The organism is Pseudomonas sp. FSL R10-2189, from assembly GCF_009600325.1.
GTDB classification, from domain to species: domain Bacteria; phylum Pseudomonadota; class Gammaproteobacteria; order Pseudomonadales; family Pseudomonadaceae; genus Aquipseudomonas; species Aquipseudomonas helleri.
In genome coordinates this window covers 149,477-172,254 of record NZ_WIVZ01000001.1, presented here as the reverse complement: position 1 = coordinate 172,254, position 22,778 = coordinate 149,477, and the positions used below count along the sequence as shown (strand labels likewise).

Below are 22,778 nucleotides of genomic sequence, written 5' to 3'. Positions count from 1 at the left end.
GTGGAGAGTCGATCTGTAAGCCGGGTTCTGTCGTGAACAGTCATTCGTCTACGATGGCCATCACTGGACATCTTTAGCAACCTACCCGGTCCCAGCGCGGGCCACGCCTTGGGACCCTATTTGGTCTTGCTCCAAGTGGGGTTTACCTAGCCACGAACTGTTGCCAGACGTGCGGTGCGCTCTTACCGCACCTTTTCACCCTTACCGGCGCCGAAACGCTTAGGCGGTTATTTTCTGTGGCACTTTCCGTAGGCTCACGCCTCCCAGGCATTACCTGGCACTTCGCCCTATGGAGCCCGGACTTTCCTCCCCCCTCTAATTTTCATAGAGGGCAGCGACTGTCCAATCGACTCTCCGGCGCGAAGGTTAACTGTACGCAGCGTATAGAACAAGCTTTAAAGCGTGCATTAGCGCCCGACAACCAAACTTCTGCGGCTATATTTAAAGCTCGATTATTAAATCAAGGCCAAATGCCACTACTCACTGCTCAGCTTTCTGCTTATCAAGCGCAACTTGGTACAACACATTCTTGCGCTCACCGGTTATTTCAGCGGCCAATGCAGCAGCACGCTTGAGCGGCATCTCTTTAAGCAACAAATCCAGAATGCGCATGGCTTCACTGCTGACAACTTGATCAGTCTCGGGAGCAGTCCAGCCAGCAACTAACACCACGCATTCGCCACGCTGTTGATTGCTATCTGCCTCGACAAAAGCGCGCAGTTCGGACAAAGGCAAGCCCTTGAGGGTTTCAAAGGTCTTGGTCAACTCCCGCGCCAACAATGCCGGGCGATCAGGACCAAACACCGACTCCATGTCTTGCAGGCATTCCAGAATACGGTGCGGCGCCTCGTAGAAAATCAGCGTGCGCGGTTCTTCCTTTACTGCTTCCAGACGCGAGCGACGGCCCACCGCCTTGGCGGGCAAGAAGCCTTCGAAGATAAAACGGTCAGAGGGCAAGCCAGCGGCCGACAAGGCGGCAATCAAGGCGCATGCCCCCGGCACCGGCACCACTTTAACCCCGGCCGCACGTGCCTGGCGCACCAGGTGGTAGCCCGGATCAGAGATCAACGGGGTGCCCGCGTCGGAGATCAACGCCACGTCCTCACCGGCGAGCAAGCGCTGAATGAAGCGGTTTCCTTCATCCCGCTCGTTATGCTCGTGGCAGGCGCCCAGCGGCGTCGCGATACCAAAATGCTGCATCAGGCGCAGCGAGTGGCGCGTGTCCTCGGCCGCGATCAGCGATACCTCGCGCAACACTTTGAGCGCACGCGCACTGATGTCGTCCAGGTTACCGATGGGCGTGGCCACCACATAAAGTGAGCCAACAACGGAATTCAAAGCACCTGGAGCAGTCAAAACGCGCACCTCATGAGAGTTAAAGGCGCCATTGTAACGCGTAGAGCCTGGCCGGACGCACCCTTAAAGGAGCGGCCAAAAGTCTCAACCGGCAAAACACTGCCCATCGCAGTGGCCAGAACTCATCTAAAGTGAAGCTTTATCACCAGTAAGATCGCGTCCCGGCCAGCGCTTGGGTACACTTCGCCACTCTTTTGTTCGAGTATCAGGAACACTACATGATCGCTTGCCTGCGGCTGTTCACTGCCCTCTGCCTCGCTGCCTTGCTGGCGGCCTGCGCCAGCTCGCCCTCGTCCAGCCTTGGCGAACTCCCACGTACGCCCGATGCCAGCCTTGAACAGCTGCTGCAAGAGGCCTCTGCGAGCAAGGACCCGGAAAAGGCAGCGCTGCTGCGCCTGTCCGCAACCGACCTTGCCATACGCCAACACAATAACCAGCGCGCTGCGCAAATTCTGGCGCAAGTGCCGCTGGATCAGCTCAAGCCTGCACAACAAGTGTTTGCCAGCACCCTGGCCGCTGAACTGGCGATGAGCCGCAATCAGCCCAAAGACGCGCTGGTCGCCCTGAACCACCCAAGCGTCTCGCGCCTCAACGAGATGCCGGCCGACCTGCAAATGCGCACCCACAAGGTTCGCGCCCTGGCACTGGAGGCTGACGGTCAAACCCTGGCCGCCGCGCGCGAGCGTGTTGCCATGAGCCAAAGCCTGACCGGCGAGGCCGCCAACAGCAACAACGAGGCCATCTGGGCACTGGTTGCCGCCTTGCCGGCTGACCAGTTGCGCACGCCCGAGCCTGGCGTACTGGGCGGCTGGATGTCTTTGGCGCTGGCGATCAAGAGCGCCAGCAGCCTGCAAGACCAGCAAAACGCCATCGATCAATGGCGCGCACAAAACCCGGCGCACCCGGCAGCCATTCAACTGCCAGCCACGCTGATCAAGCTCAAGGAACTCGCCAGCCAACCGCTGACCAAGATCGCCCTGCTGCTGCCCCAGGACGGCCAACTGGCCTCTGTCAGCAAAGCACTGCGCGACGGCTTCATGGCGGCCTACTATCAGGCACAGCAAGCCGGTCAAAACCCGCCGAGCGTTCAGTTCTATGACAGCTCGCGCCTGACCTCGCTGGATGACTTCTATCGCAAGGCCCAGGCCGATGGCGTGCAACTGGTGGTCGGCCCGCTGGAGAAATCCCTGGTCAAGCAACTGAACATGCACCAGCAACTGCCGATTACTACCCTGGCCCTGAACTACAGCGAAGGCGGTCAAGGCCCGGCGCAACTGTTCCAGTTTGGTCTGGCGGCTGAAGACGAAGCTCGTGAAGTGGCTCGCCGTGCCCATGCCGACGGCCTGACTCGCGCAGGCGCCATGGTGCCGCAAGGCGAATGGGGTGACCGCGTACTTAAAGCCTTCCGTCAGGAATGGGAAGCTAACGGCGGCACCATTGTCGGCGTCGAACACATCGACAAGCCGGTTGCCCTGGCACAACAGGTTGCCGATCTGGTGCAACTGCGTAACGCTGGCGGCTCTGGCCAGCCATCGCGCCGCCAGGACATGGAGTTCATCTTCCTGGCCGCAACACCGCAGCAAGCCCAACAGATCAAACCGACCCTGAACTACCAGTACGCCGGTGACATCCCGGTTTACGCCACCTCGCACGTCTTCAGTGCCAGCGGCGACCAGAACCAGTACAACGACATGAACGGCATCCGCTTTTGCGAAACCCCTTGGCTGCTCGACACCGCCAACCCATTACGCCAGCAAGTAGCAGCGCAATGGCCACAAGCCGGTGGTAGCCTGGGCCGTCTGTACGCCATGGGCGTAGACGCTTTCGAATTGTCGTCGCGCCTGGGTCAGCTCAAGGCACTGCCTGAAAACCGTGTCGACGGCTTGTCCGGCAGCCTCAGCATGGACTCCAGCCAACACATTCAGCGTCAGTTGCCATGGGCCGAGTTCGCCAACGGGCAGATTCATCGCCTGCCTGACACACCCAACTGATGCCCGATCGCTCAAGCCAGCAAACAGGCAAAGATGCCGAGCGCACTGCGCTGCGGCATCTTGAGCGACACGGTTTACGCTTGCTGGCGCAAAATTGGCTATGCAAGCGCGGCGAGCTGGATCTGGTCATGCTTGACGGCGATACAGTAGTATTCGTCGAAGTTCGTTACCGACAACATGCGCAATGGGGTGGCGCACTCGCCAGCGTTGATGCTCGTAAGCGTCAGAAGCTGATTATGGCCGCCCAGTACTTCTTGCAACGTGAATCACGCTGGGCCAACTACCCGTGCCGATTCGACGTGGTAGCCATGGATAGCGCAACACCTCACTTGAACTGGCTACGAAACGCCTTTGACAGCTAAAACGCTGCAGGGCCAATTTCAGCACCCTTTTTAAAACGATTTTGCTTTGCTTTGCGGGCTGCACATTTTTGTGCCGGGAAGTCACTCAGGAACACCTGGATCACGCCCGACCAGCCGCCCTAATTAAGGTCACATAGATGGACATGCAATCCCGGATTCGCCAGCTTTTTCAGGCCAGTATCGACACCAAGCAGCAGGCGATGGCGGTACTTGCTCCGCACATCGAGCTTGCCAGCCAAGTGATGGTCAACGCCCTGCTCAACGAAGGCAAAATGCTCTCGTGCGGCAACGGCGGCTCAGCCGGTGACGCCCAGCACTTCTCGTCCGAGCTGCTCAACCGCTTTGAGCGCGAGCGCCCAAGCCTGCCTGCCATTGCATTGACCACTGACAGCTCGACGATCACCTCGATCGCCAACGACTACACCTTCAACGAGGTTTTTTCCAAGCAGATCCGCGCCCTCGGCCAACCCGGCGACGTACTACTGGCGATCTCCACGAGCGGCAACTCAGCCAACATCATTCAGGCTATTCAAGCGGCGCATGATCGCGAAATGATCGTAGTCGCCCTGACCGGCCGCGACGGCGGCGGCATGGCCTCGCTGCTGCTGCCTGAGGACGTGGAAATCCGCGTTCCGTCCACTGTCACTGCACGTATTCAAGAAGTCCACCTGCTGGCGATCCACTGCCTGTGCGATCTGATCGACAGCCAACTGTTTGGGAGTGAAGAATGACTTTTAAGCGCCTTAGCCTCGTGGCATTGACGCTGTGCCTCGGCCTGACCGCAGGTTGCAGCTCAGTACTGACCGCAACCCGTGACACGCCGATTGAAGACGACCGTGGCACCCGCACGTTCGGCAGCAAAATCGATGATTCGCTGATTGAAACCAAAGTGGCCGTCAACGTCGCCAAGGCCAACCCGGATCTGGATAACGGCTCGCACATCGTGGTCACCAGCTACAACGGTATCGTGCTGCTGGCAGGCCAGACCCCACGCGCCGACCTCAAGGCCCAGGCTGAACAAGCCGCTGCGGCTGTGCAGCGGGTCAAAAAGGTCAACAACGAGCTGCAAGTCATGGCGCCCTCCTCGATCCTGGCGCGCAACAACGATGCCTGGCTGACCACCAAGATCAAAACCCAAATGCTGACTGACAACGCCATTCCGGGCTCGCGCATCAAAGTCGTGACCGAGAACGGCATTGTTTACATGCTCGGCCTGGTTACCCAGCAAGAAGCCGCCCGCGCTACCAACCTGGTACAAGGCGTGTCCGGCGTGCAGAAGATCGTCAAACTCTTTGAGTACATCGACTGATTGCTCGCTCCTACAGGACGGGACAGCGACCATAAAAAAGGCGACCTCTGCAGGTCGCCTTTTTTGTTACTTCACCACTTTGAGGCTTGGCCGTCCGCTAGGGCGCGGCGGCTCGGTGTCTGGTGGCGGGCTGTCGTCGTCCGGCTCAATCTCGTCATCCACGTCAAACGCTTCTTCAAGATCAAACATCATGCCCTGGCCGTTTTCCCGGGCGTAAATACCCAGAATGGCAGCTGCCGGCACGTACAACGTGTGTGGCACACCTCCAAAACGCCCGTCAAAACTGACTGCTTCGTTGTCCATGTGCAGGTTACGCACGGCGCTCGGGGATACGTTCAGGACAATCTGTCCGTCACTGGCAAAACCCTGAGGCACTTGCACCTTCGGGTAGTCCGATTTAACCAGCAAGTGCGGAGTGCAATCGTTATCCACAATCCACTCATAGAGCGCACGCACCAGATAAGGTCGACTTGAATTCATCAAGGGCTCCTAAAGCCTTAGCGCATGTCGCGTTCGACACCAGACAAGCTTGCCTGGAAAGCCTCACGCGCAAACTGGCGCTCCATATAGTCAAGCAGCGGCTTGGCAGGCCGCGGCAACTCAATACCCAAAACAGGCAGGCGCCAGAGTATCGGTAATAGGCAGCAGTCGACCAGACTTTGCTCGTCACTTAGGAAAAAAGGTTTGTCTGCAAATAATGCCGACACGCCGGTCAGACTCTCGCGCAATTCTTTGCGCGCCTGCACACGTGCCGGCTCTTTGGTACGCGAATCGAGGATCAAGTCGACCAGGTTGCACCAGTCACGCTGGATCCGGTGCATCAGCAGACGGCTGTTGGCCCGCGCTACCGGGTACACCGGCAACAACGGCGGATGCGGGTAACGCTCATCCAGGTATTCCATCACGACAGTCGATTCCCACAACGCCAGGTCGCGATCGACCAGGGTTGGCAGGCTGCCGTACGGGTTCACTTCGATCAGTTTTGGCGGATGACGACCCGCCACCACACTGATGATCTCGGCGCTGACACCTTTCTCGGCGAGTACAATACGTACTCGGTGGGAATAGTGGTCGGCGGGGTCGGAGTAACAGGCCAACCGATTGGTCACGCCCATGGCGGTCCTCCTCGCTTGTTGAAATTATCAGGAGCGGAAAAACGAACGCGCCCAAGAAATGCCTCCCATAACAGCAGAACCGCGAAAGCGGGCCAAGTTGGCCCCGCTTTCACTGTGTCCTGCACTGTTACCTTTTTAGAGACACCCTTGGGCGCGCACGATTAACAGCAATGCATGTAACGGTATCAGTGCACATCCTTCCAGTATTCGCGCTTGAGCAAATAAGCGAAGACGAAGAAGAAGGCCAGATAGAGCAGCACGTACGTACCGATGCGCTGATGCTCCAGCTTCACCGGGTTGGCCGAATAGGCCAGGAAGGTCACAAGGTTCTTGATCTTCTCGTCGAACTGCTCTTCAGTCAGCGTGCCGGTCTTGGGCAACACTGTCAGCTGGTCGCACGCTTCATGTGTCAAAGGCGTGCCGGTGAGCGGATCATACTGCTTCTTGCCGTCTTCGACGATCTGTACTTGCTTGCAACCGATAACTTGACGCCCTTGCAGCGGCGCAAGCACGTTTGGCATGCCCACATTCGGGAAGACCGTATTGTTCACACCCCAAGGGCGCGACGGGTCTTCATAGAACGAACGCAGATAGCTGTAGAGCCAATCTGTACCGCGCACGCGAGCAACCAGGGTCAAGTCAGGCGGCGCCGCGCCAAACCACGCCTTGGCGTCTTCAGGCTGCATGCCGATGTTCATGTGATCGCCAATTTTGGCGCCGGTGAACACCAGATTCTTCAGCATGACATCGTGAGGGATCCCCAGATCGTCAGCCACCCGCTCGTAACGCTGAAACTTGGCGCTGTGACAGCCCATGCAATAGTTGGCAAAGGTACGCGCACCATCTTGCAACGCGGCCTTGTCAGAAACATCGATGTCGACCTTGTCCAGGTGCACGCCCTGTTCGGACGCAAAGGACAGCACCGGCATCATCACAAGCATTAATACGGCAAATAACTTTTTCATCAGCCAGTCACCCTTTCCGGAACCGGTTTGGTCTTCTCAAGCCGGGTGTAGAACGGCATCAGAATGAAGTAGGCGAAGTACAGGAACGTACACACCTGCGACAACAACGTGCGCTCCGGGGTCGGCGACAACACACCCAACACACCCAGAATCACGAACGAGATGCAGAACACCCACAACCAGATCTTGCTCATCCAGCCTTTGTAGCGCATGGATTTAACAGGGCTGCGGTCCAGCCAGGGCAACACAAACAGCACCGCAATCGCTGCGCCCATGGCGATCACGCCCATGAGCTTGTCCGGGATGGCCCGCAAGATCGCGTAGAACGGCGTGAAGTACCACACAGGGGCAATATGCTCCGGCGTCTTGAAGGCGTTAGCCTGCTCAAAGTTCGGTTTTTCGAGGAAGTAGCCGCCCATTTCAGGGAAGAAGAACACAATCGAGCAGAAGATAAACAAGAACACCACAACGCCGACAATGTCTTTCACGGTGTAGTACGGGTGGAACGGAATGCCGTCCAGCGGGATGCCGTTCTCGTCCTTGTACTTCTTGATATCAATGCCGTCAGGGTTGTTCGAGCCCACTTCATGCAGCGCCAGAATGTGCAGCACCACCAGCCCCAAAATCACGATGGGCAGTGCGACAACGTGCAGCGCGAAGAAGCGGTTCAGGGTAATGCCGGAGATCAGGTAGTCACCGCGGATCCATTGCGTCAGGTCGTTACCGATCACCGGGATCGCCCCAAACAGCGAGATGATCACCTGGGCGCCCCAGTAGGACATTTGCCCCCATGGCAGCAAATAGCCCATGAATGCTTCTGCCATCAGGGCCAGATAAATCATCATGCCGAACAGCCAGACCAGCTCGCGCGGCTTCTGATAAGAGCCGTAGAGCAAGCCACGGAACATGTGCAGATACACCACGATAAAGAACGCCGACGCACCGGTGGAGTGCAACAGGCGCAGAATCGAACCGTATTCGACGTCACGCATGATGTATTCGACAGAAGCAAATGCGTCCTCTGCCGTCGGCGTGTAACTCATGGTCAGCCACACGCCCGTAACGATCTGGTTGACCAGCACCAGCAAGGCGAGAGAGCCAAAGAAGTAGAGGAAGTTGAAGTTCTTCGGTGCGTAGTACTTGCTGAGGTGGTCTTCCCACATTTTGGTGGCCGGGAAGCGAGCATCAATCCAATCCATGAACTTGCTCATTACGCGGTCTCCCCATCAAGGCCAACGACAATAATGTTGTCCGACTCATAGTAATAAGGCGGCACAGGCAGGTTTAACGGGGCAGGCTGAGCCTTGTAGACGCGGCCCGCCAGGTCATAGTGCGAACCATGACACGGGCAGAAATACCCTCCCACCCAATCCTTGCCAAGGTCGGCAGGGGCCACTTCAGGACGGAAAGTAGGCGAGCAACCCAAGTGGGTGCAGATGCCGATCAGCAGCAGGATTTCGGGCTTGATCGAGCGTAATTCGGGGTTTACGTAGGTCGGTTGGTCTGACTGTTTGGAGTCTGGATCCGCAAGCCGATCATCGATTTTCTTCAGATTGGCCAGGATTTCTTCTGTTCGGCGGACGATGAACACTGGCTGACCACGCCATTCTGCAACCATTTGCTGGCCCGGTTCGACCTTGGCGATATTGACCTTTACCGGCGCACCAGCGGCCTTGGCCTTGGCACTGGGGAACCACGACCCCACGAACGGGACCGCCGCCCCCACCGCTCCTGCAGCACCCACCACGGATGTGGCTGCCACGAGGAAGCGACGCCGACCGACATTAACGTCGACTTTGCTCATTCCGTCCTCTCCCATCAGCTTTGCGGCCTGTTAAATCAGGCATCTAGTAAGTAGCAAACTAATCTTTATAAAAATTTTGCCGAATGGTAATGAAAAGACCACACTAAAACAAGGTAATTACCGGGAGGTACAGGCTGCAGCCCTTGCAGCACAGGCAGTTGGCGGATGTGGCACGTTGTCACAGCAACTTTTCTGCGCCCATAAAAAAAGCCCAGCTCCGTGAGGAGGCTGGGCTTTTTGAACGAAGCTGCGAATTAACGCTTCGAGTACTGCGGACGCTTACGCGCTTTACGCAGACCGACTTTCTTACGTTCAACTTCACGAGCATCGCGAGTTACGTAGCCTGCTTTACGCAGAGCGCTACGCAGAGTCTCGTCGTAGTCCATCAGAGCGCGAGTGATACCGTGGCGGATTGCGCCAGCTTGACCACTTACACCGCCACCGAGAACGGTAACGTAGATGTCGAATTTCTCAACAGTCTCGGTCAGTTCCAGCGGCTGACGAACTACCATGCGGGCAGTTTCGCGGCCGAAGAAGTTTTCCAGGGAGCGGTTGTTGATGGAGATGTTGCCAGTACCCGGACGCAGGAAAACGCGTGCGGTTGCAGTCTTACGACGGCCAGTGCCGTAGTTTTGAGTCGCCGACATAATGAACTATTCCGTTAAAACTTCAGTTCTTGGGGCTGCTGAGCAGTATGAGGGTGAGCAGCGCCCGCATAGACTTTCAGCTTACGGTACATGTCGCGACCCAGCGGGTTCTTAGGCAGCATGCCTTTAACCGCGGTCTCGATCACGCGCTCAGGAGCTTTAGCGATCAGCTTTTCGAAGTTGATCGACTTAATCCCGCCCGGGAAACCGGAGTGAGAGTAGTACATCTTGTCAGAGGTCTTAGCACCAGTAACACGAATCTGCTCAGCATTGATAACAACGATGTAGTCACCGGTGTCAACGTGCGGAGTGTATTCAGGCTTGTGCTTACCACGCAGACGGCTCGCGATCTCGGTGGCCAGACGACCCAGGGTCTGACCAGCAGCGTCGACGACAAACCAGTCGCGCTTTACTGTTTCTGGTTTAGCAGTAAAAGTTTTCATTCTTTATAGCCTCAGGGGCCGCCCTGTAAATTAGACGGCGGATCTTACTGAATAGTGCGTACTTTGACAAGTCAAAGGCAGCCGGGTACAGACGCTATCGGGGGCTCGGGTCAGCGCGTCCGTTCAACGGCAAGATTCTTCGGCAGGCGGCGCATCACTTCCACTGCAGAAAGAGGTCGACGATTATCCAGATTGCGCAAAAAATTACAACCTGCTTTTATGATTCTTTCCCCGAAGGAGTGACCGATGGACTACCGCCAGCTAGGCCGCAGCAACCTCAACGTGAGTGCCATTGCCCTCGGCACCATGACCTGGGGTGAACAAAACACCCAAGATGAAGCCTTTGAGCAAATCGAGTACGCGAAAAACGCCGGCATCAACTTCCTCGACACCGCCGAGATGTACCCCGTCCCGCCCAAAGCCGAGACCTACGCCACCACCGAGCGCTACATCGGCAACTGGTTCAAGGCCCGTGGCGATCGTGCCGACTGGGTACTGGCCAGCAAAATTGCCGGCCCGGGCAACACCATCGACTACATCCGTGACGGCAACCTGAAACACAACCGCGCCCACATCGTGCAAGCGCTGGACGCCAGCCTAAAGCGCCTGCAAACCGACTGGATCGACCTGTACCAGTTGCACTGGCCCGAGCGCAGCACCAACTTCTTTGGCCAACTGGGCTACACGCACAAAGCCGACGAAGACTTCACCCCGCTGGAGGACACCCTCGAAGCCCTCGACGAACAAGTCAAAGCCGGCAAAATCCGCCACATCGGCCTGTCCAACGAAACCCCGTGGGCGACCATGAAGTTTCTGCAATTGGCCGAGAGCCGTGGCTGGCCACGCGCGGTGTCGATCCAGAACCCCTACAACCTGCTCAACCGCAGCTTTGAAGTGGGTCTGGCGGAAATCGCCATCCGCGAACAGTGCGGGCTGCTCGCCTACTCGCCGCTGGCGTTTGGCATGCTGACCGGCAAGTACAACGGCGGCGCCCGCCCGGCAAAAGGCCGCCTGAGCCTTTACAGCCGCTTTTCGCGCTATTCCAACCCGCAGTCGGTTGCCGCCAGCGAGCGTTACGTCGCACTGGCCCGCGAACACGGGCTGGATCCGGCACAAATGGCCTTGGCGTATGTCACCCAACAACCGTTCGTGACCAGCAACATCATTGGCGCCACCACTCTGGAGCAACTGAAAAGCAACATCGCCAGTGCCGACCTGAAGCTCTCGGATGAAGTGCTCGCGGGCATTGAAGCCATCCACAAAGAGCAACCAAACCCGGCGCCTTAACCCTACCCCCCTGTAGGAGCGAGCTTGTCTCGCGATCTTTTGATCTTTAAAAGATCGCGAGGCAAGCTCGCTCCTACACAGCGGTTTAACTCCCCCTCCCCTAGACACACAGGAAAAAACATAAGACGATCCAGCCGTAAGTTGACCAATTTCACCTATAAGAATAATCAAACCATGTCTACTCAACTCTCCACGCCCTTGCGGCGCGTCAGCGTTTTGGCCACGGATCAGGTGTTCGCTTCTACCCTGATGCAAGCCAAGGATTTCTTTCACCTGGCCAGCCTGCGCCACGGCAAACAATTGGGCCAAGGCTTCAACGCCAGCTTCGAAACCCGTCTCGTCAGCCCCGACAGCCTTCCCGTAGGCAGTTTCAGCAATGTGTTGCTGCCCGTCGATGGCGGCCTGGATGACGCCGATATCATCATCCTCCCCGCCTTCTGGGGCGACTTTGACACCCTGTGCCAGCGCTACCCGCAGGTCATGCCATGGCTGCGCGAACAACATGCACGCGGCGCCGTACTGTGCGCAGCAGCCACCGGGGTGTTCTGGCTGGCAGAAGCCGGCTTGCTTGACGGTAAAGAAGCCACGACGTACTGGCGTTTTTTCAACACCTTCGCCGAACGCTTCCCACAGGTGCACCTCAATCAGGACAAGCACCTCACCGACGCCGACAACCTGTATTGCGCGGGCGGCCCTACCTCGGCCTGTGACCTGTACATCTACTTGATTGAGCGTTTCTGCGGCGCGAATATCGCCCAGGCCGTGGCCCGCGACATTCTGTATGAAGTGCAACGCAACTACTCACCGGGGCGCATTGGCTTCGGCGGGCAAAAGCTGCATCAAGACGTGATTATTTTGCAGATCCAGCACTGGCTCGAAGAGCACTTTGCCGACAAGTTTCGTTTCGAAGACGTGGCCCGTGAACACGGCATGAGCATCCGCAACTTCATGCGCCGCTTCCAGATCGCAACGGGGGACAAACCCCTGCACTACCTGCAGCGTTTGCGCATCGAAACCGCCAAGGGTTTGCTGTCTGCCACCCGCAAAAGCATCAAGACCATCAGCTACGACGTGGGCTACGACGACGCCAGCTTCTTTGCGAGGCTGTTTCGCCAGCACACCGAACTGTCGCCCAACCAATATCGGCAACAGTTCCAACAAGCTGCCTGACTCTCGTTGCAGGAGCGAGTTAGCCTCGCGATCTTTTGATAATCACAAGATCGCGAGCCAAGCCCAAAGCCCGGCAACACATTAAGGCTTGTGCGCCCGTGTCAGATATTCGTGGGATTGCATTTCGAGCAAACGGCTCAGCGTACGCTGGAACTCGAAATTCAAACGACCGCCGGTGTAGAGGTCTTTGAGCTCCACTTCGGCCGAGATGATCAGCTTGACGCCACGGTCGTAGAATTCGTCGACCATGTTGATAAAGCGACGCGCGATGTCGTCGGTTTTAACGTCCATTTGCTCGACACCGCTGAGGATCACGGCGTTGAAGATCTTGCCCAGCTCAATGTAGTCGTTCTGGCTACGCGGGCCGTCGCACAGCTCGCGAAAATCAAACCAGGCCACATCATCACAGGTACGCAGCGCACGAATGGTGCGGTTCTCGATGACCAGGTCATCGTTCTCGACCGCCCGAGTGGAGTTATGCGTCAACGCTTTGAAGCTCTCGCGCAGGCTCGCCTCGGAGGCGTCATTGAGCGGGAAGTGGTAAAGCTCGGCTTGCTCCAGATGGCGCAGACGGTAATCGACACCGCTGTCGACGTTGACGATTTCGGTGTGCTGTTTGATCAGCGCAATGGCGGGCAAGAAGCGAGCACGTTGCAGACCATCTTTGTACAGACCGTCCGGGACGATGTTGGAGGTCGCCACCAAGGTCACGCCATTCTTGAACAGTTCTTCCATCAAAGTGCCGAGAATCATGGCGTCGGTAATGTCCGACACAAAGAATTCGTCGAAACAGATCACCCGCGCTTCATCGGCAAAGCGCTTGGCAATGATGGTCAGCGGGTTTTTCTCGCCATTGAGGGTGCGCATTTCTTCGTGCACACGCTTCATGAAGCGGTGGAAGTGCGTACGCACCTTCTGCTTGAACGGCAGGGCATCAAAGAACGTATCGACCAGGTAAGTCTTGCCCCGGCCCACACCGCCCCAAAAGTACAGGCCTTTGACCGGCGTGATGTCTTTTTTGCCAAACAGCTTGCCCAGCAGGCCAGGCTTGCTCTGCGAAGACGCGACCAAGTCGTCATAGAGACGCTGCAGGTGACGCACAGCGTTTTCCTGCGCGGCATCGTGGAAGAAGTCCGGGCGTTTCAGATCAGCTTGATATCGTTCTAGAGGCGTCATAATTCGCTAGCTGGGCAACAAAAACGGGCCGACACTTTAGCGACGGCCCGGGGGAATGGCAATCAAACCTGGGACGAAACGTCGCAGTTTGTCAGTCTTGCGCAGGCACCAAGGCCAAGCGCAACGCTTCGATTGCCGCATCACGTGCTGCGTCATCGGCAAATGCCGGGCTGTCGGCAACATTTGCACCGTCCAGCCAAACGCTGAAACTCAAACCGTCTGCGCGAACATCCAGCGCTTCACCTGATTGCAACTGCTTGGTCACCTGCCCCGCCGTTTTGCCATCGGCGAAGCTGCGCGACAGCAGCAATTGCTCGCCATCAGCGCTCAACAGACGGAAACGGAAGCTGCCGTCTTCATCGCGGAAGCTGACGAAGCGCGGGCCTTTGGCGGCCTTCTTTTTGCTTGCCGCCGTGGTTTGTGCAGCGCTCTCAAACGAACGCAGGCCCACGGCTTCGCGCAGTTCATCCAAAAACGGCGTTGCGATCGCACGGGCTTTTTGCGCGCCGGTCTTAAGAATGTCTTCCATGTCTGCAGGGCGCGACATCAGGTCGTGGTAACGCTCGCGCGCTTCGCCCAACTCAGCGTCCAGCAGCTTGAACAGACGGTCTTTCGCCTCACCCCAGCCCAAACCCTGCAACAGCTCGCTGCGGAACTCAGCCGACTGCTCAGGCGTCGAGAACGCCTGGTACAAGGTGAACAAGTGCGAGTTGTCCGGATCTTTGGCTTCGCCCGGCGCACGGGAGTCAGTCACGATCCGCGAGATCGCGCTTTTCATGTCTTTGGCGCTGGTGAACAGCGGAATGGTGTTGTCGTAGCTTTTCGACATCTTGCGACCGTCAAGGCCTGGCAAGGTCGCCACACTTTCTTCAATCAAGGCTTCAGGCATGGCGAAGAACTCTTTGCCATTGCCGAACAAGTGATTGAAGCGCTGACCGATATCACGGGCCATTTCAACGTGCTGGATCTGGTCACGACCCACCGGCACTTTGTGCGCGTTGAACATCAAGATGTCCGCGGCCATCAGCACCGGGTAGCTGTACAGGCCCATGGTGATGCCCGCATCCGGGTCTTCACCGTTTTCCAGGTTCTTGTCTACCGACGCTTTGTAAGCATGCGCACGGTTAAGCAGGCCCTTGGCCGCCACACAGGTCAGAAACCACGCCAGTTGCGGGATTTCCGGGATATCAGACTGGCGATAGAACGTCACACGCTCAACATCCAGACCGCCCGCCAGCCAAGTGGCTGCGATTTCCTGACGCGAACGCTGAATGCGCTGCGGGTCATCACATTTGATCAGGGCGTGATAGTCGGCCAAAAAGTAAAACGAGTCGGCGTTGCTGTCACGGCTGGCAAGGATTGCCGGGCGGATAGCACCGGCATAATTGCCCAGGTGCGGCGTGCCGGTGGTGGTGATACCGGTGAGGATACGAGTACGAGTGGTCATGGGTAATCGCTTATCAGGCTGTATCAATTCAAAAGGCGTGGCGCTACCAACTCTTTGAGTTCGGGCAGCTTGCCGTGAAAAAAGTGTCCGCATTCTGCCACTTTCAGCAGCTCATGGGGGCGCGAGAGATCTTTTGACCAGTCATAAACCAATTGCGGATCAATCACTTCGTCGGTTTCAGGTTGGATAACCGTGATCGGGCACGTCTGTGGCAGCGCATCTTCATCACGCAAACGCATCACCGCAGGCGCGACCATAAACAGGCGTGCGAGCTTTTCGCCCTGCGCCTCCAGTCGTCCACCCAGGCTGGCGGCGACAAAACCACCGAATGAAAACCCCAGCAGGGTCAGCGGCAGATCCGGGTATTGGGCACGCAACCAACGGGCAGCCGCCAACGCATCGTCGACTTCGCCGGTGCCCATATCGTGGCTGCCGGCACTGGCGCCCACGCCACGGTAATTAAATCGCAACGTAACAAGACCCGCATCGCGCGCAGTGCGCTGCAGGGTCGAAACCACTTTATTCATCATCGTCCCACCCTGCACCGGGTTGGGATGGCACAGCAGCGCGAGGCCGCGCGGCTCAGCAGAATCGAGGTATAAAGCTTCCAATTGGCCAACCGGGCCATCAATCACTACGGGGGTTTCGCGGGTAAGCAAGAAGGAACTCCGTGACCTCAAAGTGGGTCGACACGTCTAGCTGATAGATTCTGTCTGGCATATTTGCGAGTGCATCGCGGTATACAGCGCAGGTCCGAGCCGTTAACGTAAAGCAAAGCCGTTTATAGAGGAAGGACTCGTGGAAAGCTCGCTCTTAATTTGGTTGTTGCCGACCCTGGCTCTGGTTGCCGGTGTCGTCATTGGTTTTCTGGTCGCTCGTCTGCTGCCGAACGCCGCGCCTAATCGCACGCAGCGTCAGCTGGACGATATCCAGGAACGTTTTGATAACTATCAGGGTGAAGTCGTTACCCACTTCAACACCACTGCCAATCTGGTGAAGAAACTCACCCAGAGCTACCAGGAAGTACAAGATCACCTCGCCGAGGGCGCCAACAGCCTGGCCCTGGACGAGCAAACACGCCAACGTTTGCTGGCTGCCCTGCACTCTGAAGCCCCACAACCGCACCGCGAGCGCCTGACCCCGCCGCACAGCTCCGAGCCGCCAAAGGACTACGCGCCAAAAAGCCCGAACGCCCCCGGCATGCTCGATGAGCACTACGGCCTGAAGAAGTAATTCACCCGGCCAGACGCTCAACAAAAAGCCCCGCGATCAGCAATGATCGCGGGGCTTTTTTAGTGGGCGCTGGAGTCACTCCCAAGGGTTGTGACTCCACCTGCCACGTTACGGGTACTGTTGAACCTGACCCTGCTGCTGGTAGTTCATGCCTGGAATCGGCATCAGCGTAATTTGTACACGGCGGTTCTGAGCTCGACCGTCCGGGGTGGCGTTGCTGGCAATCGGATCTGCCGGGCCTTTACCGATCACCGACAGGTACTGACCGCTGACGCCCTGCGACGTCAAATACGTTGCAACGCTTTGCGCACGCTGTTGCGACAACTGCTGGTTGAAAGCGTTGTTACCGGTGCTGTCGGTGTAACCGACGATCTGGATCTGCTGCTGGTTGTTCAACTGCTTCAGCGAATTGGCGAGGCTGTTAAGCGGCTGATAGAAGCTTGGCGCAATGTTCGCAGAGCTGGTGGCAAACGTAATGTTGCCCGGCATCACCAGGGTAATGTTGTCGCCTTGGCGCTGCACCTCAACGCCGGTGTTGGCCATGCTGGCGCGCAGTGCGGCTTCTTGCTTGTCAGCGTAATAGCCGTAGCCTGCAGCCCCCAGGCCCGCGACCGCAGCGCCAATCAGCGCACCCTTGCCACGGTTGTTGTGGTCAATGGCAGCACCGGCAACAGCACCGGCCAAGGCACCCAGACCACCGTACTTGGCGGTATTGCTCATGCCCGACGAGGCCTGGCCCTGGTTATCGTAAGGGTTAGGAGAGGCGCAGCCGGCCAACAAGGCAATCGCACTTGCAGCAACAATCAAACGACGCGAAATAAACATGGTGAAGCTCCTACTTAATCTTTCTGGGTCAAAGGCCGCTGGCAGTAGACCTCTGTGGTGCGTTGGAACACGACCAACGGTAAAAATTCCATTACATCTTGTTTAAGCGCTGTTTAAGCGCGAACAAACGGGTTCTCCCGCATTTCATCGCCTAGACGAGTATCCGGGCCATGCCCGGTCACCACGGTGGCATCCTCATCCAGCGTATACAGCCGCTGCTTGATCGAACGCACGATAGTGGCCTGATCACCGCCCCATAAATCCGTGCGCCCAACGCCGCGACGAAACAGCGTGTCGCCCGCGATCAACAGCTTAGACTCAGAAAACCAAAAACTCATGGACCCAGGCGTATGTCCCGGCGTGTGCAGTGCAACACCGCATCCACAGGCCAACTCTTCATCGTCGGCCAGCCAGCGATCAGGTGGCGGCACCGGCGTATACGTCACGCCAAACAAGCCGCATTGCATCTCCAGGTTGTCCCACAAAAATTGGTCTTCCTTGTGCAAATGCAGCGTCGCCCCGGTTTTTTCCTTGAGCTGACCCGACGCCAAAAAGTGATCCAGATGCGCATGGGTATGGATGATGCTCACCACCTGTAAACCCAGCTTCTCCAGCCGCGCCAGAATCAACTCATGATCGCCACCCGGATCCACCACAATGGCTTTTTTAGTGAGCGGATCACCGATGATCGTGCAGTTGCACTGCAACGGCCCGACGGGAAAGGTTTCGCGGATGAGGGTGGGTTTTGTGCTCATGGTTCAGGCTTCCAAATCTGTTTAAAACCGCTCAAAACTTCAGCCCCACGCTCAACGCCACAAAGTCGCGGTCGCTGAGGGTGTTGTAACGCCCGCCAAAGAAGTTGGTATACGACAGGCTGCTCAAGTAGGTGTTTTCGTATTCGGCATCGATGCCCAGGCTGATGGCCTTACGGCCCTCGTTGAAGGTGTTGTCCGGGCCCGGTGAGTAGCCGCTGACGTCATGGGACCAGCCCAGGTTGGGTTTCAGGTCGAGGCCGGGCAAGACTTTGTTGTAGTCCCACACCGCACGGGCGCGATAGCCCCAGGCATTGTCCGTGGTGAAGCCGTCATGGCCGTCAGAACCAAACACCGGGTCACGCCCGTAGCGCGCCTGTGCGCTGCCTTCCAGCCCGCCGACGTGGATCACTCCGACCTCGCCGGTCAGCGTCAGCCGATCAGCGCCCATGGCGTTGTCGAAGATGTGCCGCAACGAGGTCTGGAACTGGCTGATCTCTTTGCGCCGATATCCCTGGTTATCAGCACCTGGCGTCACGCTCAGGGGGGATGCATCGGCAAGCCCGGGCAACAAGGTCACGTTGGCGTACAGCAGGTCGTTGCTGTTGAGTTGTACCGGCGCGTTGGGGCGGTAGCTCAGTTCGCCTTTCCAGACCGTGCCTGTGGATAACGTGGTGTTGAAGCTCAACCCATACAGGCGAATGTCTTCGGGGTATTCAACGTAGTAGCTGGCGTTGCCGGCCACGATCATCGGCGCCACGCCGCCCGCACCGGAGGCAATGTTGTACACCGATTGCAACGCTGCACGACCGCTGAGGATCGGGTCACGGCTGTGGTAGTTCATAAAGAACGCACCGAAATCGGTGTCCAGCGGCTCAAATACGTAGTGCAGGGCCAGGCCAAATTGCCCGCTGTTGCGCGCATCACGGTCAGACCCGCGACGCACCAGCACGCCCTCCTCGTTCACCTCAACGCCCGCCGAGGTCAGCGCGGCGAGGTCGGCGACATTCAGTGCAGAGCGCTTGCTCATCACCCGGTAATTGCCGCTGCAGCCATCGGCCATCACGTCAGATTGCGAGAAAAACGTCCCGCAGTTATCGGCTTCGGACTGTTCCCAATCGAGCTGATAAAAAGCTTGGGCAGACAGGTTGTCGGTCAGGCTTTGCGACACATAGAACAGGTTGACCGGAACCAGGCCATCTTTGAAGGCCGTGCCGGGTCGTCGATAGGCGGAAACGTCCGTGGGGTTAATCGCATTGATCCCACCGCCGATAAACTCACCTTCGCCCCAACTGACCACTTGTTTGCCTACACGCACCGACCCCGGCTGATCGCCAATCGCGTAGTTGTGATAGACGTAGGCGTCCAGCAGTTGCGCGCCGGCCGACTGCGCCGACGCCCGGCGACCGCTGTCACTGATGGGTTTGAAGGGGCGACTGTCGTCTTGCAGCTCAAAGTCGTACCAGTACTTGCCGCGCACATAGAGGCCGCTGTCACCGACCTTCAGCTCCAGGCCGTGCATGCCGGTGAAAATTTTCGAAAAGGTTTCGCCGCGTTTGAAATTGAGACGGCCATCGTCAGAAATTTCAGAGTGACCTTTACCGCCATTGTTAGCGCCGATGAATTTGCTGTCGGCCTTGGCGGTGGACCAACTGGCGCCGATGGACAGTTCGGAGTCCAACTGGCCTTCGACTTCGCCAATGTTAAAGCTCACGCCCCAAGCGGGCCCGGCGAGCACCGAGGCGAGGCTGACTGCCAAGGGCAGTTTGGCTCGGCACCAGAACCGGCTGACTGAGGGCATTGATACTTCTCCGTGCGCACGCTGCAATAAGCCCGCAAGGATGAAGGAAAACCAGATTTTGACAAGATCATCTACCAACCAAGCCTCTGTAGGAGCAGCCGGTCGACGCTCGATTGCCTCGCGATCTTTTGATAGCTGAAAAGATCGCGAGGCAAGCTCGCTCCTACAGACGGTGGTGCGGTCAATGCATCTCGGTGAAGGCCAGTTTCACGCCCAATGCGACCAGCACCGCGCCCATGGTGCGGTCAAACCAGTGGCCCATGCGGGCAAAACCGGTGCGCACGCGCTGATGGCTAAACAACATGGCTACCATGCAGAACCACACGCCCGTCGCCACCGCCAGGTACACGCCGTAACCGGCCTGGATCGCCAGCGGTGTGTGCGGGTTGATCACAACGGTGAACAGCGACAGAAAAAACAGCGTCGCCTTGGGGTTCAGCCCGTTAGTCACAAAGCCCGAAGTAAAGGCGCCACGCGCGGTGCGCTCACCCACTGGCAACGCCGCTGCAACAGCCGCCGGGTCTGCAGGCTTGGCGCGCAGGGCCTTGAAGCCTATGTACAGCAAGTACGCCGCGGCCAACCACTTGAGCGCGTTAAACAGCACAATCGACTGCGACACAATGATCCCGATACCCAGCAACGAATACCCCACATGCAGGAAAATCGCCGAACCCACGCCCAGCGCGGTAAACATGCCCGCACGTCGACCATGGGTCACGCTTTCACGCACGACCACAGCAAAATCCGGCCCCGGGCTGGCCACAGCCAACAAGTGAATCAAGGCGACAGTCAAAAATTCTGTCCAATACATGCGCGGCTCCATTACAAATTGTTTCTTCTGTTAGGCTCGACACCTTACGCCTTCACTCGACAGCACAAAAGGTACAGTTGATGACGAATACTCACCGCGCAGTCTTCCTTGATCACCCGTCTCTTGACCTCGGCGATCTTGACCTCAGCCCCCTGCGCAATGCGTTCAGCGAGCTGCAGTTGTACACAGACACCACGCCAGACAACATCATCGAGCGCTTGCAGGGCGCCAGCGTCGTCATCAGCAATAAAATCCTGCTCAACGCCAGCACCCTCGCCGCCTGCCCGGACCTCAAGCTGATCCTGGTCGCCGCCACCGGCACCAATAACGTAGACCTTGAAGCCGCCCGCGCGCATGGCATCACCGTTGCCAACTGCCAGGGCTACGGCACGCCATCGGTGGCGCAACACACCCTCGGCCTGCTGCTGGCGCTGGCCACACGGCTGGTCGATTACAACAAGGCCGTGGCCGATGGCAAATGGCAGCAGGCCAAGCAGTTCTGCCTGCTGGACTTCCCGATTGTTGAGCTGGAAGGCAAAACCCTTGGCCTGTTTGGCCATGGCGAGCTGGGCAGCGCGGTGGCCAAACTGGCCGAAGCTTTCGGCATGAACGTGCTGATCGGGCAGATTCCCGGCCGCCCGGCCCGCGCCGACCGCCTGACGGTGGACGAGTTGCTGCCACAGGTCGACGCCCTGACCTTTCACTGCCCGCTCAACGAACACACGCGCCACTTTATCGGTGCCCGCGAACTGGCGCTGCTCAAGCCTGGCGCGTTTGTGGTGAACACCGCGCGTGGCGGCATGATTGACGAACAGGCGCTGGCTGATGCCCTGCGCAGCGGCCACTTGGGCGGCGCGGCCACCGACGTGTTGAGCGTCGAACCGCCACGCGACGGCAACCCGCTGCTGGCCGATGACATTCCGCGCCTGATCATTACCCCGCACAGCGCCTGGGGCAGCCGTGAGGCGCGGCAGAGAATCGTCAACCAACTCACGCAAAACGCCGAAGCCTTCTTCAGCGGTACAGCGCTACGCGTCGTCAGTTGATAAACTGCGCTCCTTTTTTGAGGAGCACAGTATGGATCCGCGCAGTGAAGTACTGCTTCGTCAGCCTGATTACTTTCAGGGTTCGGTACTGTTAGTCGGTTTACCGGCTGACGAATTGCTCAACGCGCTGCCCAACGCCCACGGCTGGTGCTGGCACGCGGGCGATCAGGCGGCACTCGATGCGCGCTTTGCCGGGCGCGTGCACTTTGGCGTAGAAGTCCCGGAGCGGGCCTTCGACACCGCTGTGGTGTTCCTGCCCAAGTCCAAGGAACTGAGCGATTACGTGCTCAAGGCCGTGGCCGCTCGCCTGCCCGGCGCCGATGTGTTTTTGGTCGGCGAAAAGAAAGGCGGCATTGAGGGCGCGTCCAAGCAACTCATCCCGTTCGGCAAGCCGCGCAAGCTCGACAGCGCGCGGCATTGCCAACTCTGGCAAGTCACCGTCGACAACGCCCCGTCAGCGCCCGTGCTTGAGCAACTGGCACAGCATTACGAGCTGGAACTGGCCGAAGGACCGTTGAAAGTCGTCAGCCTGCCGGGGGTTTTCAGCCACGGCCGCCTGGATCGCGGCAGCGCCTTGTTGCTTGAACACCTGGACAAACTGCCCAGCGGTCACCTGCTGGACTTCGGCTGCGGCGCGGGTGTACTCGGTGCAGCGGTCAAGCGTCGTTATCCTCATAACAGCGTCACCCTGCTCGATGTCGACGCCTTCGCCACCGCCAGCAGCCGTCTGACATTGGCTGCCAATGGTCTGGAAGCTGAGGTTATTACCGGTGACGGAATCGACGCTGCGCCGATGGGTTTGAATGCCATTTTGAGCAACCCGCCGTTCCATGTCGGCGTACACACCGATTATCACGCGACCGAAAACTTGCTGAAAAAAGCAGTCAAACATCTGAAAACAGGTGGCGAACTCCGACTTGTGGCCAATAGCTTCCTGCGCTATCAACCGCTGATCGAAGAGCAATTCGGGCACTGCGCCGTCAAGGCTGAAGGACAGGGTTTTCGGATCTACAGTGCGAAGCGTCGCTGACAGTTTTTGAAAATCAGGGCTTGCCGGATCGGATTTGCCTAGGCAGAATCCGCTCCGTCCTAGGGGAGTAGTCTCCCACGAGCAACATGCTCGTCCGGCATGCGTCAACATACTTGGTCAACAGACCATGGCGCATGCGACCCAGGCGTCCGCACAGACGGACCAGGGTTTGACAAGACCTATGACACGAACACCTTACCCGGGGCGG

24 protein-coding genes, 1 other RNA gene and 1 riboswitch are annotated in these 22,778 nt (G+C 58.0%); of the genes, 9 read left to right on the top strand and 16 right to left on the bottom strand.

All coding sequences use genetic code 11. From position 1 onward, the window contains the following. Both rnpB and rsmI read right to left on the bottom strand, forming a co-directional pair. Window positions 1-354, bottom strand: an RNA gene (gene rnpB, locus GHO32_RS00810) — RNase P RNA component class A. Window positions 355-480: 126 nt separating this feature from the next. After that, complete coding sequence (gene rsmI / locus GHO32_RS00805) at window positions 481-1,338, bottom strand: 16S rRNA (cytidine(1402)-2'-O)-methyltransferase (protein ID WP_153335606.1); 858 nt, start codon at window positions 1,336-1,338, stop codon at window positions 481-483. Window positions 1,339-1,574: 236 nt separating this feature from the next. On the opposite strand from rsmI, the gene GHO32_RS00800 reads away from it, so the two are divergent. The 4 genes from GHO32_RS00800 to GHO32_RS00785 all read left to right on the top strand — a co-directional run bounded on the left by GHO32_RS00800 (window position 1,575) and on the right by GHO32_RS00785 (window position 5,018). Next, window positions 1,575-3,347, top strand: coding sequence for a penicillin-binding protein activator (locus tag GHO32_RS00800; protein ID WP_123751354.1), 1,773 nt, complete (start codon window positions 1,575-1,577; stop codon window positions 3,345-3,347). Beyond that, complete coding sequence (locus tag GHO32_RS00795; protein ID WP_048367199.1) at window positions 3,347-3,709, top strand: YraN family protein; 363 nt, start codon at window positions 3,347-3,349, stop codon at window positions 3,707-3,709. Before GHO32_RS00800 ends, GHO32_RS00795 begins: the two co-directional genes overlap by 1 nt. Window positions 3,710-3,846: 137 nt before the next feature. Next, on the top strand, window positions 3,847-4,440 hold the full coding sequence (locus GHO32_RS00790) for a phosphoheptose isomerase (RefSeq protein ID WP_048367201.1): 594 nt from the start codon (window positions 3,847-3,849) through the stop codon (window positions 4,438-4,440). Next, window positions 4,437-5,018: a BON domain-containing protein gene (locus GHO32_RS00785; protein ID WP_048367202.1), complete on the top strand. Its 582-nt coding sequence runs from the start codon at window positions 4,437-4,439 to the stop codon at window positions 5,016-5,018. Before GHO32_RS00790 ends, GHO32_RS00785 begins: the two co-directional genes overlap by 4 nt. A 66-nt stretch (window positions 5,019-5,084) precedes the next feature. Here GHO32_RS00785 and GHO32_RS00780 read toward each other — a convergent pair whose 3' ends face one another. The 7 genes from GHO32_RS00780 to rplM form a co-directional block, all read right to left on the bottom strand. Continuing rightward, window positions 5,085-5,498, bottom strand: coding sequence for a ClpXP protease specificity-enhancing factor (locus GHO32_RS00780; protein WP_153335595.1), 414 nt, complete (start codon window positions 5,496-5,498; stop codon window positions 5,085-5,087). A gap of 17 nt (window positions 5,499-5,515) precedes the next feature. Continuing rightward, window positions 5,516-6,133: a glutathione S-transferase N-terminal domain-containing protein gene (locus GHO32_RS00775; protein WP_048389907.1), complete on the bottom strand. Its 618-nt coding sequence runs from the start codon at window positions 6,131-6,133 to the stop codon at window positions 5,516-5,518. Window positions 6,134-6,318: 185 nt separating this feature from the next. Beyond that, the gene (locus GHO32_RS00770) at window positions 6,319-7,098 is read right to left on the bottom strand and encodes a cytochrome c1 (RefSeq protein WP_153335596.1); all 780 of its coding nucleotides are present in this window, start codon (window positions 7,096-7,098) and stop codon (window positions 6,319-6,321) included. Further along, a complete protein-coding gene (locus tag GHO32_RS00765) occupies window positions 7,098-8,309 on the bottom strand; it encodes a cytochrome bc complex cytochrome b subunit (RefSeq protein ID WP_048367207.1) in 1,212 nt (403 codons plus the stop codon). Before GHO32_RS00765 ends, GHO32_RS00770 begins: the two co-directional genes overlap by 1 nt. Further along, window positions 8,309-8,902 carry a ubiquinol-cytochrome c reductase iron-sulfur subunit gene (petA, locus tag GHO32_RS00760; protein ID WP_048367208.1) on the bottom strand — a complete coding sequence of 198 codons (594 nt, stop codon included), beginning with the start codon at window positions 8,900-8,902 and terminating at the stop codon, window positions 8,309-8,311. Before petA ends, GHO32_RS00765 begins: the two co-directional genes overlap by 1 nt. 254 nt (window positions 8,903-9,156) lie before the next feature. Then, entirely contained in the window at window positions 9,157-9,549 is a 393-nt protein-coding gene (rpsI, locus tag GHO32_RS00755; protein WP_048367211.1) for a 30S ribosomal protein S9, read from the bottom strand. 14 nt (window positions 9,550-9,563) lie between these two features. Beyond that, window positions 9,564-9,992 carry a 50S ribosomal protein L13 gene (gene rplM / locus GHO32_RS00750; protein ID WP_047273761.1) on the bottom strand — a complete coding sequence of 143 codons (429 nt, stop codon included), beginning with the start codon at window positions 9,990-9,992 and terminating at the stop codon, window positions 9,564-9,566. A 246-nt stretch (window positions 9,993-10,238) separates the two neighbouring features. Between rplM and GHO32_RS00745 the strand changes: the two genes are divergently transcribed. Next, entirely contained in the window at window positions 10,239-11,279 is a 1,041-nt protein-coding gene (locus GHO32_RS00745) for an NADP(H)-dependent aldo-keto reductase (RefSeq protein WP_153335597.1), read from the top strand. Between the two features lie 273 nt (window positions 11,280-11,552). Beyond that, window positions 11,553-12,449 (top strand): GlxA family transcriptional regulator, encoded by an 897-nt coding sequence (locus GHO32_RS00740; protein ID WP_173430618.1) that lies wholly within the window; start codon window positions 11,553-11,555, stop codon window positions 12,447-12,449. Between the two features lie 81 nt (window positions 12,450-12,530). Here the strand turns inward: GHO32_RS00740 and zapE are convergent, their stop codons facing one another. The 3 genes from zapE to GHO32_RS00725 form a co-directional block, all read right to left on the bottom strand. Beyond that, on the bottom strand, window positions 12,531-13,625 hold the full coding sequence (zapE, locus tag GHO32_RS00735; protein ID WP_153335598.1) for a cell division protein ZapE: 1,095 nt from the start codon (window positions 13,623-13,625) through the stop codon (window positions 12,531-12,533). Between the two features lie 91 nt (window positions 13,626-13,716). Continuing rightward, window positions 13,717-15,072 carry a tryptophan--tRNA ligase gene (locus tag GHO32_RS00730; protein ID WP_153335599.1) on the bottom strand — a complete coding sequence of 452 codons (1,356 nt, stop codon included), beginning with the start codon at window positions 15,070-15,072 and terminating at the stop codon, window positions 13,717-13,719. Window positions 15,073-15,095: 23 nt separating this feature from the next. Beyond that, a complete protein-coding gene (locus tag GHO32_RS00725; protein ID WP_153335600.1) occupies window positions 15,096-15,731 on the bottom strand; it encodes an alpha/beta hydrolase in 636 nt (211 codons plus the stop codon). Between the two features lie 139 nt (window positions 15,732-15,870). Between GHO32_RS00725 and GHO32_RS00720 the strand changes: the two genes are divergently transcribed. Then, the gene (locus tag GHO32_RS00720) at window positions 15,871-16,305 is read left to right on the top strand and encodes a YhcB family protein (RefSeq protein ID WP_048367220.1); all 435 of its coding nucleotides are present in this window, start codon (window positions 15,871-15,873) and stop codon (window positions 16,303-16,305) included. A gap of 108 nt (window positions 16,306-16,413) precedes the next feature. Here GHO32_RS00720 and GHO32_RS00715 read toward each other — a convergent pair whose 3' ends face one another. The 4 genes from GHO32_RS00715 to GHO32_RS00700 all read right to left on the bottom strand — a co-directional run bounded on the left by GHO32_RS00715 (window position 16,414) and on the right by GHO32_RS00700 (window position 20,494). Continuing rightward, entirely contained in the window at window positions 16,414-17,130 is a 717-nt protein-coding gene (locus tag GHO32_RS00715; protein WP_048367221.1) for an OmpA family protein, read from the bottom strand. Window positions 17,131-17,243: 113 nt separating this feature from the next. Continuing rightward, window positions 17,244-17,885 carry an MBL fold metallo-hydrolase gene (locus GHO32_RS00710; protein WP_153335601.1) on the bottom strand — a complete coding sequence of 214 codons (642 nt, stop codon included), beginning with the start codon at window positions 17,883-17,885 and terminating at the stop codon, window positions 17,244-17,246. A gap of 31 nt (window positions 17,886-17,916) precedes the next feature. After that, window positions 17,917-19,683: a DUF1302 domain-containing protein gene (locus GHO32_RS00705; RefSeq protein ID WP_153335602.1), complete on the bottom strand. Its 1,767-nt coding sequence runs from the start codon at window positions 19,681-19,683 to the stop codon at window positions 17,917-17,919. Between the two features lie 181 nt (window positions 19,684-19,864). Beyond that, complete coding sequence (locus GHO32_RS00700; RefSeq protein ID WP_048367227.1) at window positions 19,865-20,494, bottom strand: LysE family translocator; 630 nt, start codon at window positions 20,492-20,494, stop codon at window positions 19,865-19,867. Between the two features lie 80 nt (window positions 20,495-20,574). On the opposite strand from GHO32_RS00700, the gene GHO32_RS00695 reads away from it, so the two are divergent. Beyond that, window positions 20,575-21,540, top strand: a complete 966-nt coding sequence (locus GHO32_RS00695) for a 2-hydroxyacid dehydrogenase (RefSeq protein WP_153337864.1) — start codon at window positions 20,575-20,577, stop codon at window positions 21,538-21,540. Window positions 21,541-21,571: 31 nt separating this feature from the next. Next, the gene (locus GHO32_RS00690; RefSeq protein WP_153335302.1) at window positions 21,572-22,570 is read left to right on the top strand and encodes a class I SAM-dependent methyltransferase; all 999 of its coding nucleotides are present in this window, start codon (window positions 21,572-21,574) and stop codon (window positions 22,568-22,570) included. Window positions 22,571-22,620: 50 nt separating this feature from the next. Next, window positions 22,621-22,740, top strand: a riboswitch (yybP-ykoY riboswitch). Window positions 22,741-22,778 lie beyond the last annotated feature (38 nt).

Excerpts from the sequence above, each read along its gene's own strand:
- GHO32_RS00800 (WP_123751354.1), top strand. The coding sequence starts at position 1,575 with ATGATCGCTTGCCTGCGGCTGTTCACTGCCCTCTGCCTCGCTGCCTTG.
- GHO32_RS00795 (WP_048367199.1), top strand. The coding sequence starts at position 3,347 with ATGCCCGATCGCTCAAGCCAGCAAACAGGCAAAGATGCCGAGCGCACT.
- GHO32_RS00790 (WP_048367201.1), top strand. The coding sequence starts at position 3,847 with ATGGACATGCAATCCCGGATTCGCCAGCTTTTTCAGGCCAGTATCGAC.
- GHO32_RS00785 (WP_048367202.1), top strand. The coding sequence starts at position 4,437 with ATGACTTTTAAGCGCCTTAGCCTCGTGGCATTGACGCTGTGCCTCGGC.
- GHO32_RS00780 (WP_153335595.1), bottom strand. The coding sequence starts at position 5,498 with ATGAATTCAAGTCGACCTTATCTGGTGCGTGCGCTCTATGAGTGGATT.
- GHO32_RS00775 (WP_048389907.1), bottom strand. The coding sequence starts at position 6,133 with ATGGGCGTGACCAATCGGTTGGCCTGTTACTCCGACCCCGCCGACCAC.
- GHO32_RS00770 (WP_153335596.1), bottom strand. The coding sequence starts at position 7,098 with ATGAAAAAGTTATTTGCCGTATTAATGCTTGTGATGATGCCGGTGCTG.
- GHO32_RS00765 (WP_048367207.1), bottom strand. The coding sequence starts at position 8,309 with ATGAGCAAGTTCATGGATTGGATTGATGCTCGCTTCCCGGCCACCAAA.
- petA (WP_048367208.1), bottom strand. The coding sequence starts at position 8,902 with ATGAGCAAAGTCGACGTTAATGTCGGTCGGCGTCGCTTCCTCGTGGCA.
- rpsI (WP_048367211.1), bottom strand. The coding sequence starts at position 9,549 with ATGTCGGCGACTCAAAACTACGGCACTGGCCGTCGTAAGACTGCAACC.
- rplM (WP_047273761.1), bottom strand. The coding sequence starts at position 9,992 with ATGAAAACTTTTACTGCTAAACCAGAAACAGTAAAGCGCGACTGGTTT.
- GHO32_RS00745 (WP_153335597.1), top strand. The coding sequence starts at position 10,239 with ATGGACTACCGCCAGCTAGGCCGCAGCAACCTCAACGTGAGTGCCATT.
- zapE (WP_153335598.1), bottom strand. The coding sequence starts at position 13,625 with ATGACGCCTCTAGAACGATATCAAGCTGATCTGAAACGCCCGGACTTC.
- GHO32_RS00730 (WP_153335599.1), bottom strand. The coding sequence starts at position 15,072 with ATGACCACTCGTACTCGTATCCTCACCGGTATCACCACCACCGGCACG.
- GHO32_RS00715 (WP_048367221.1), bottom strand. The coding sequence starts at position 17,130 with ATGTTTATTTCGCGTCGTTTGATTGTTGCTGCAAGTGCGATTGCCTTG.
- GHO32_RS00710 (WP_153335601.1), bottom strand. The coding sequence starts at position 17,885 with ATGAGCACAAAACCCACCCTCATCCGCGAAACCTTTCCCGTCGGGCCG.
- GHO32_RS00705 (WP_153335602.1), bottom strand. The coding sequence starts at position 19,683 with ATGCCCTCAGTCAGCCGGTTCTGGTGCCGAGCCAAACTGCCCTTGGCA.
- GHO32_RS00700 (WP_048367227.1), bottom strand. The coding sequence starts at position 20,494 with ATGTATTGGACAGAATTTTTGACTGTCGCCTTGATTCACTTGTTGGCT.
- GHO32_RS00695 (WP_153337864.1), top strand. The coding sequence starts at position 20,575 with ATGACGAATACTCACCGCGCAGTCTTCCTTGATCACCCGTCTCTTGAC.
- GHO32_RS00690 (WP_153335302.1), top strand. The coding sequence starts at position 21,572 with ATGGATCCGCGCAGTGAAGTACTGCTTCGTCAGCCTGATTACTTTCAG.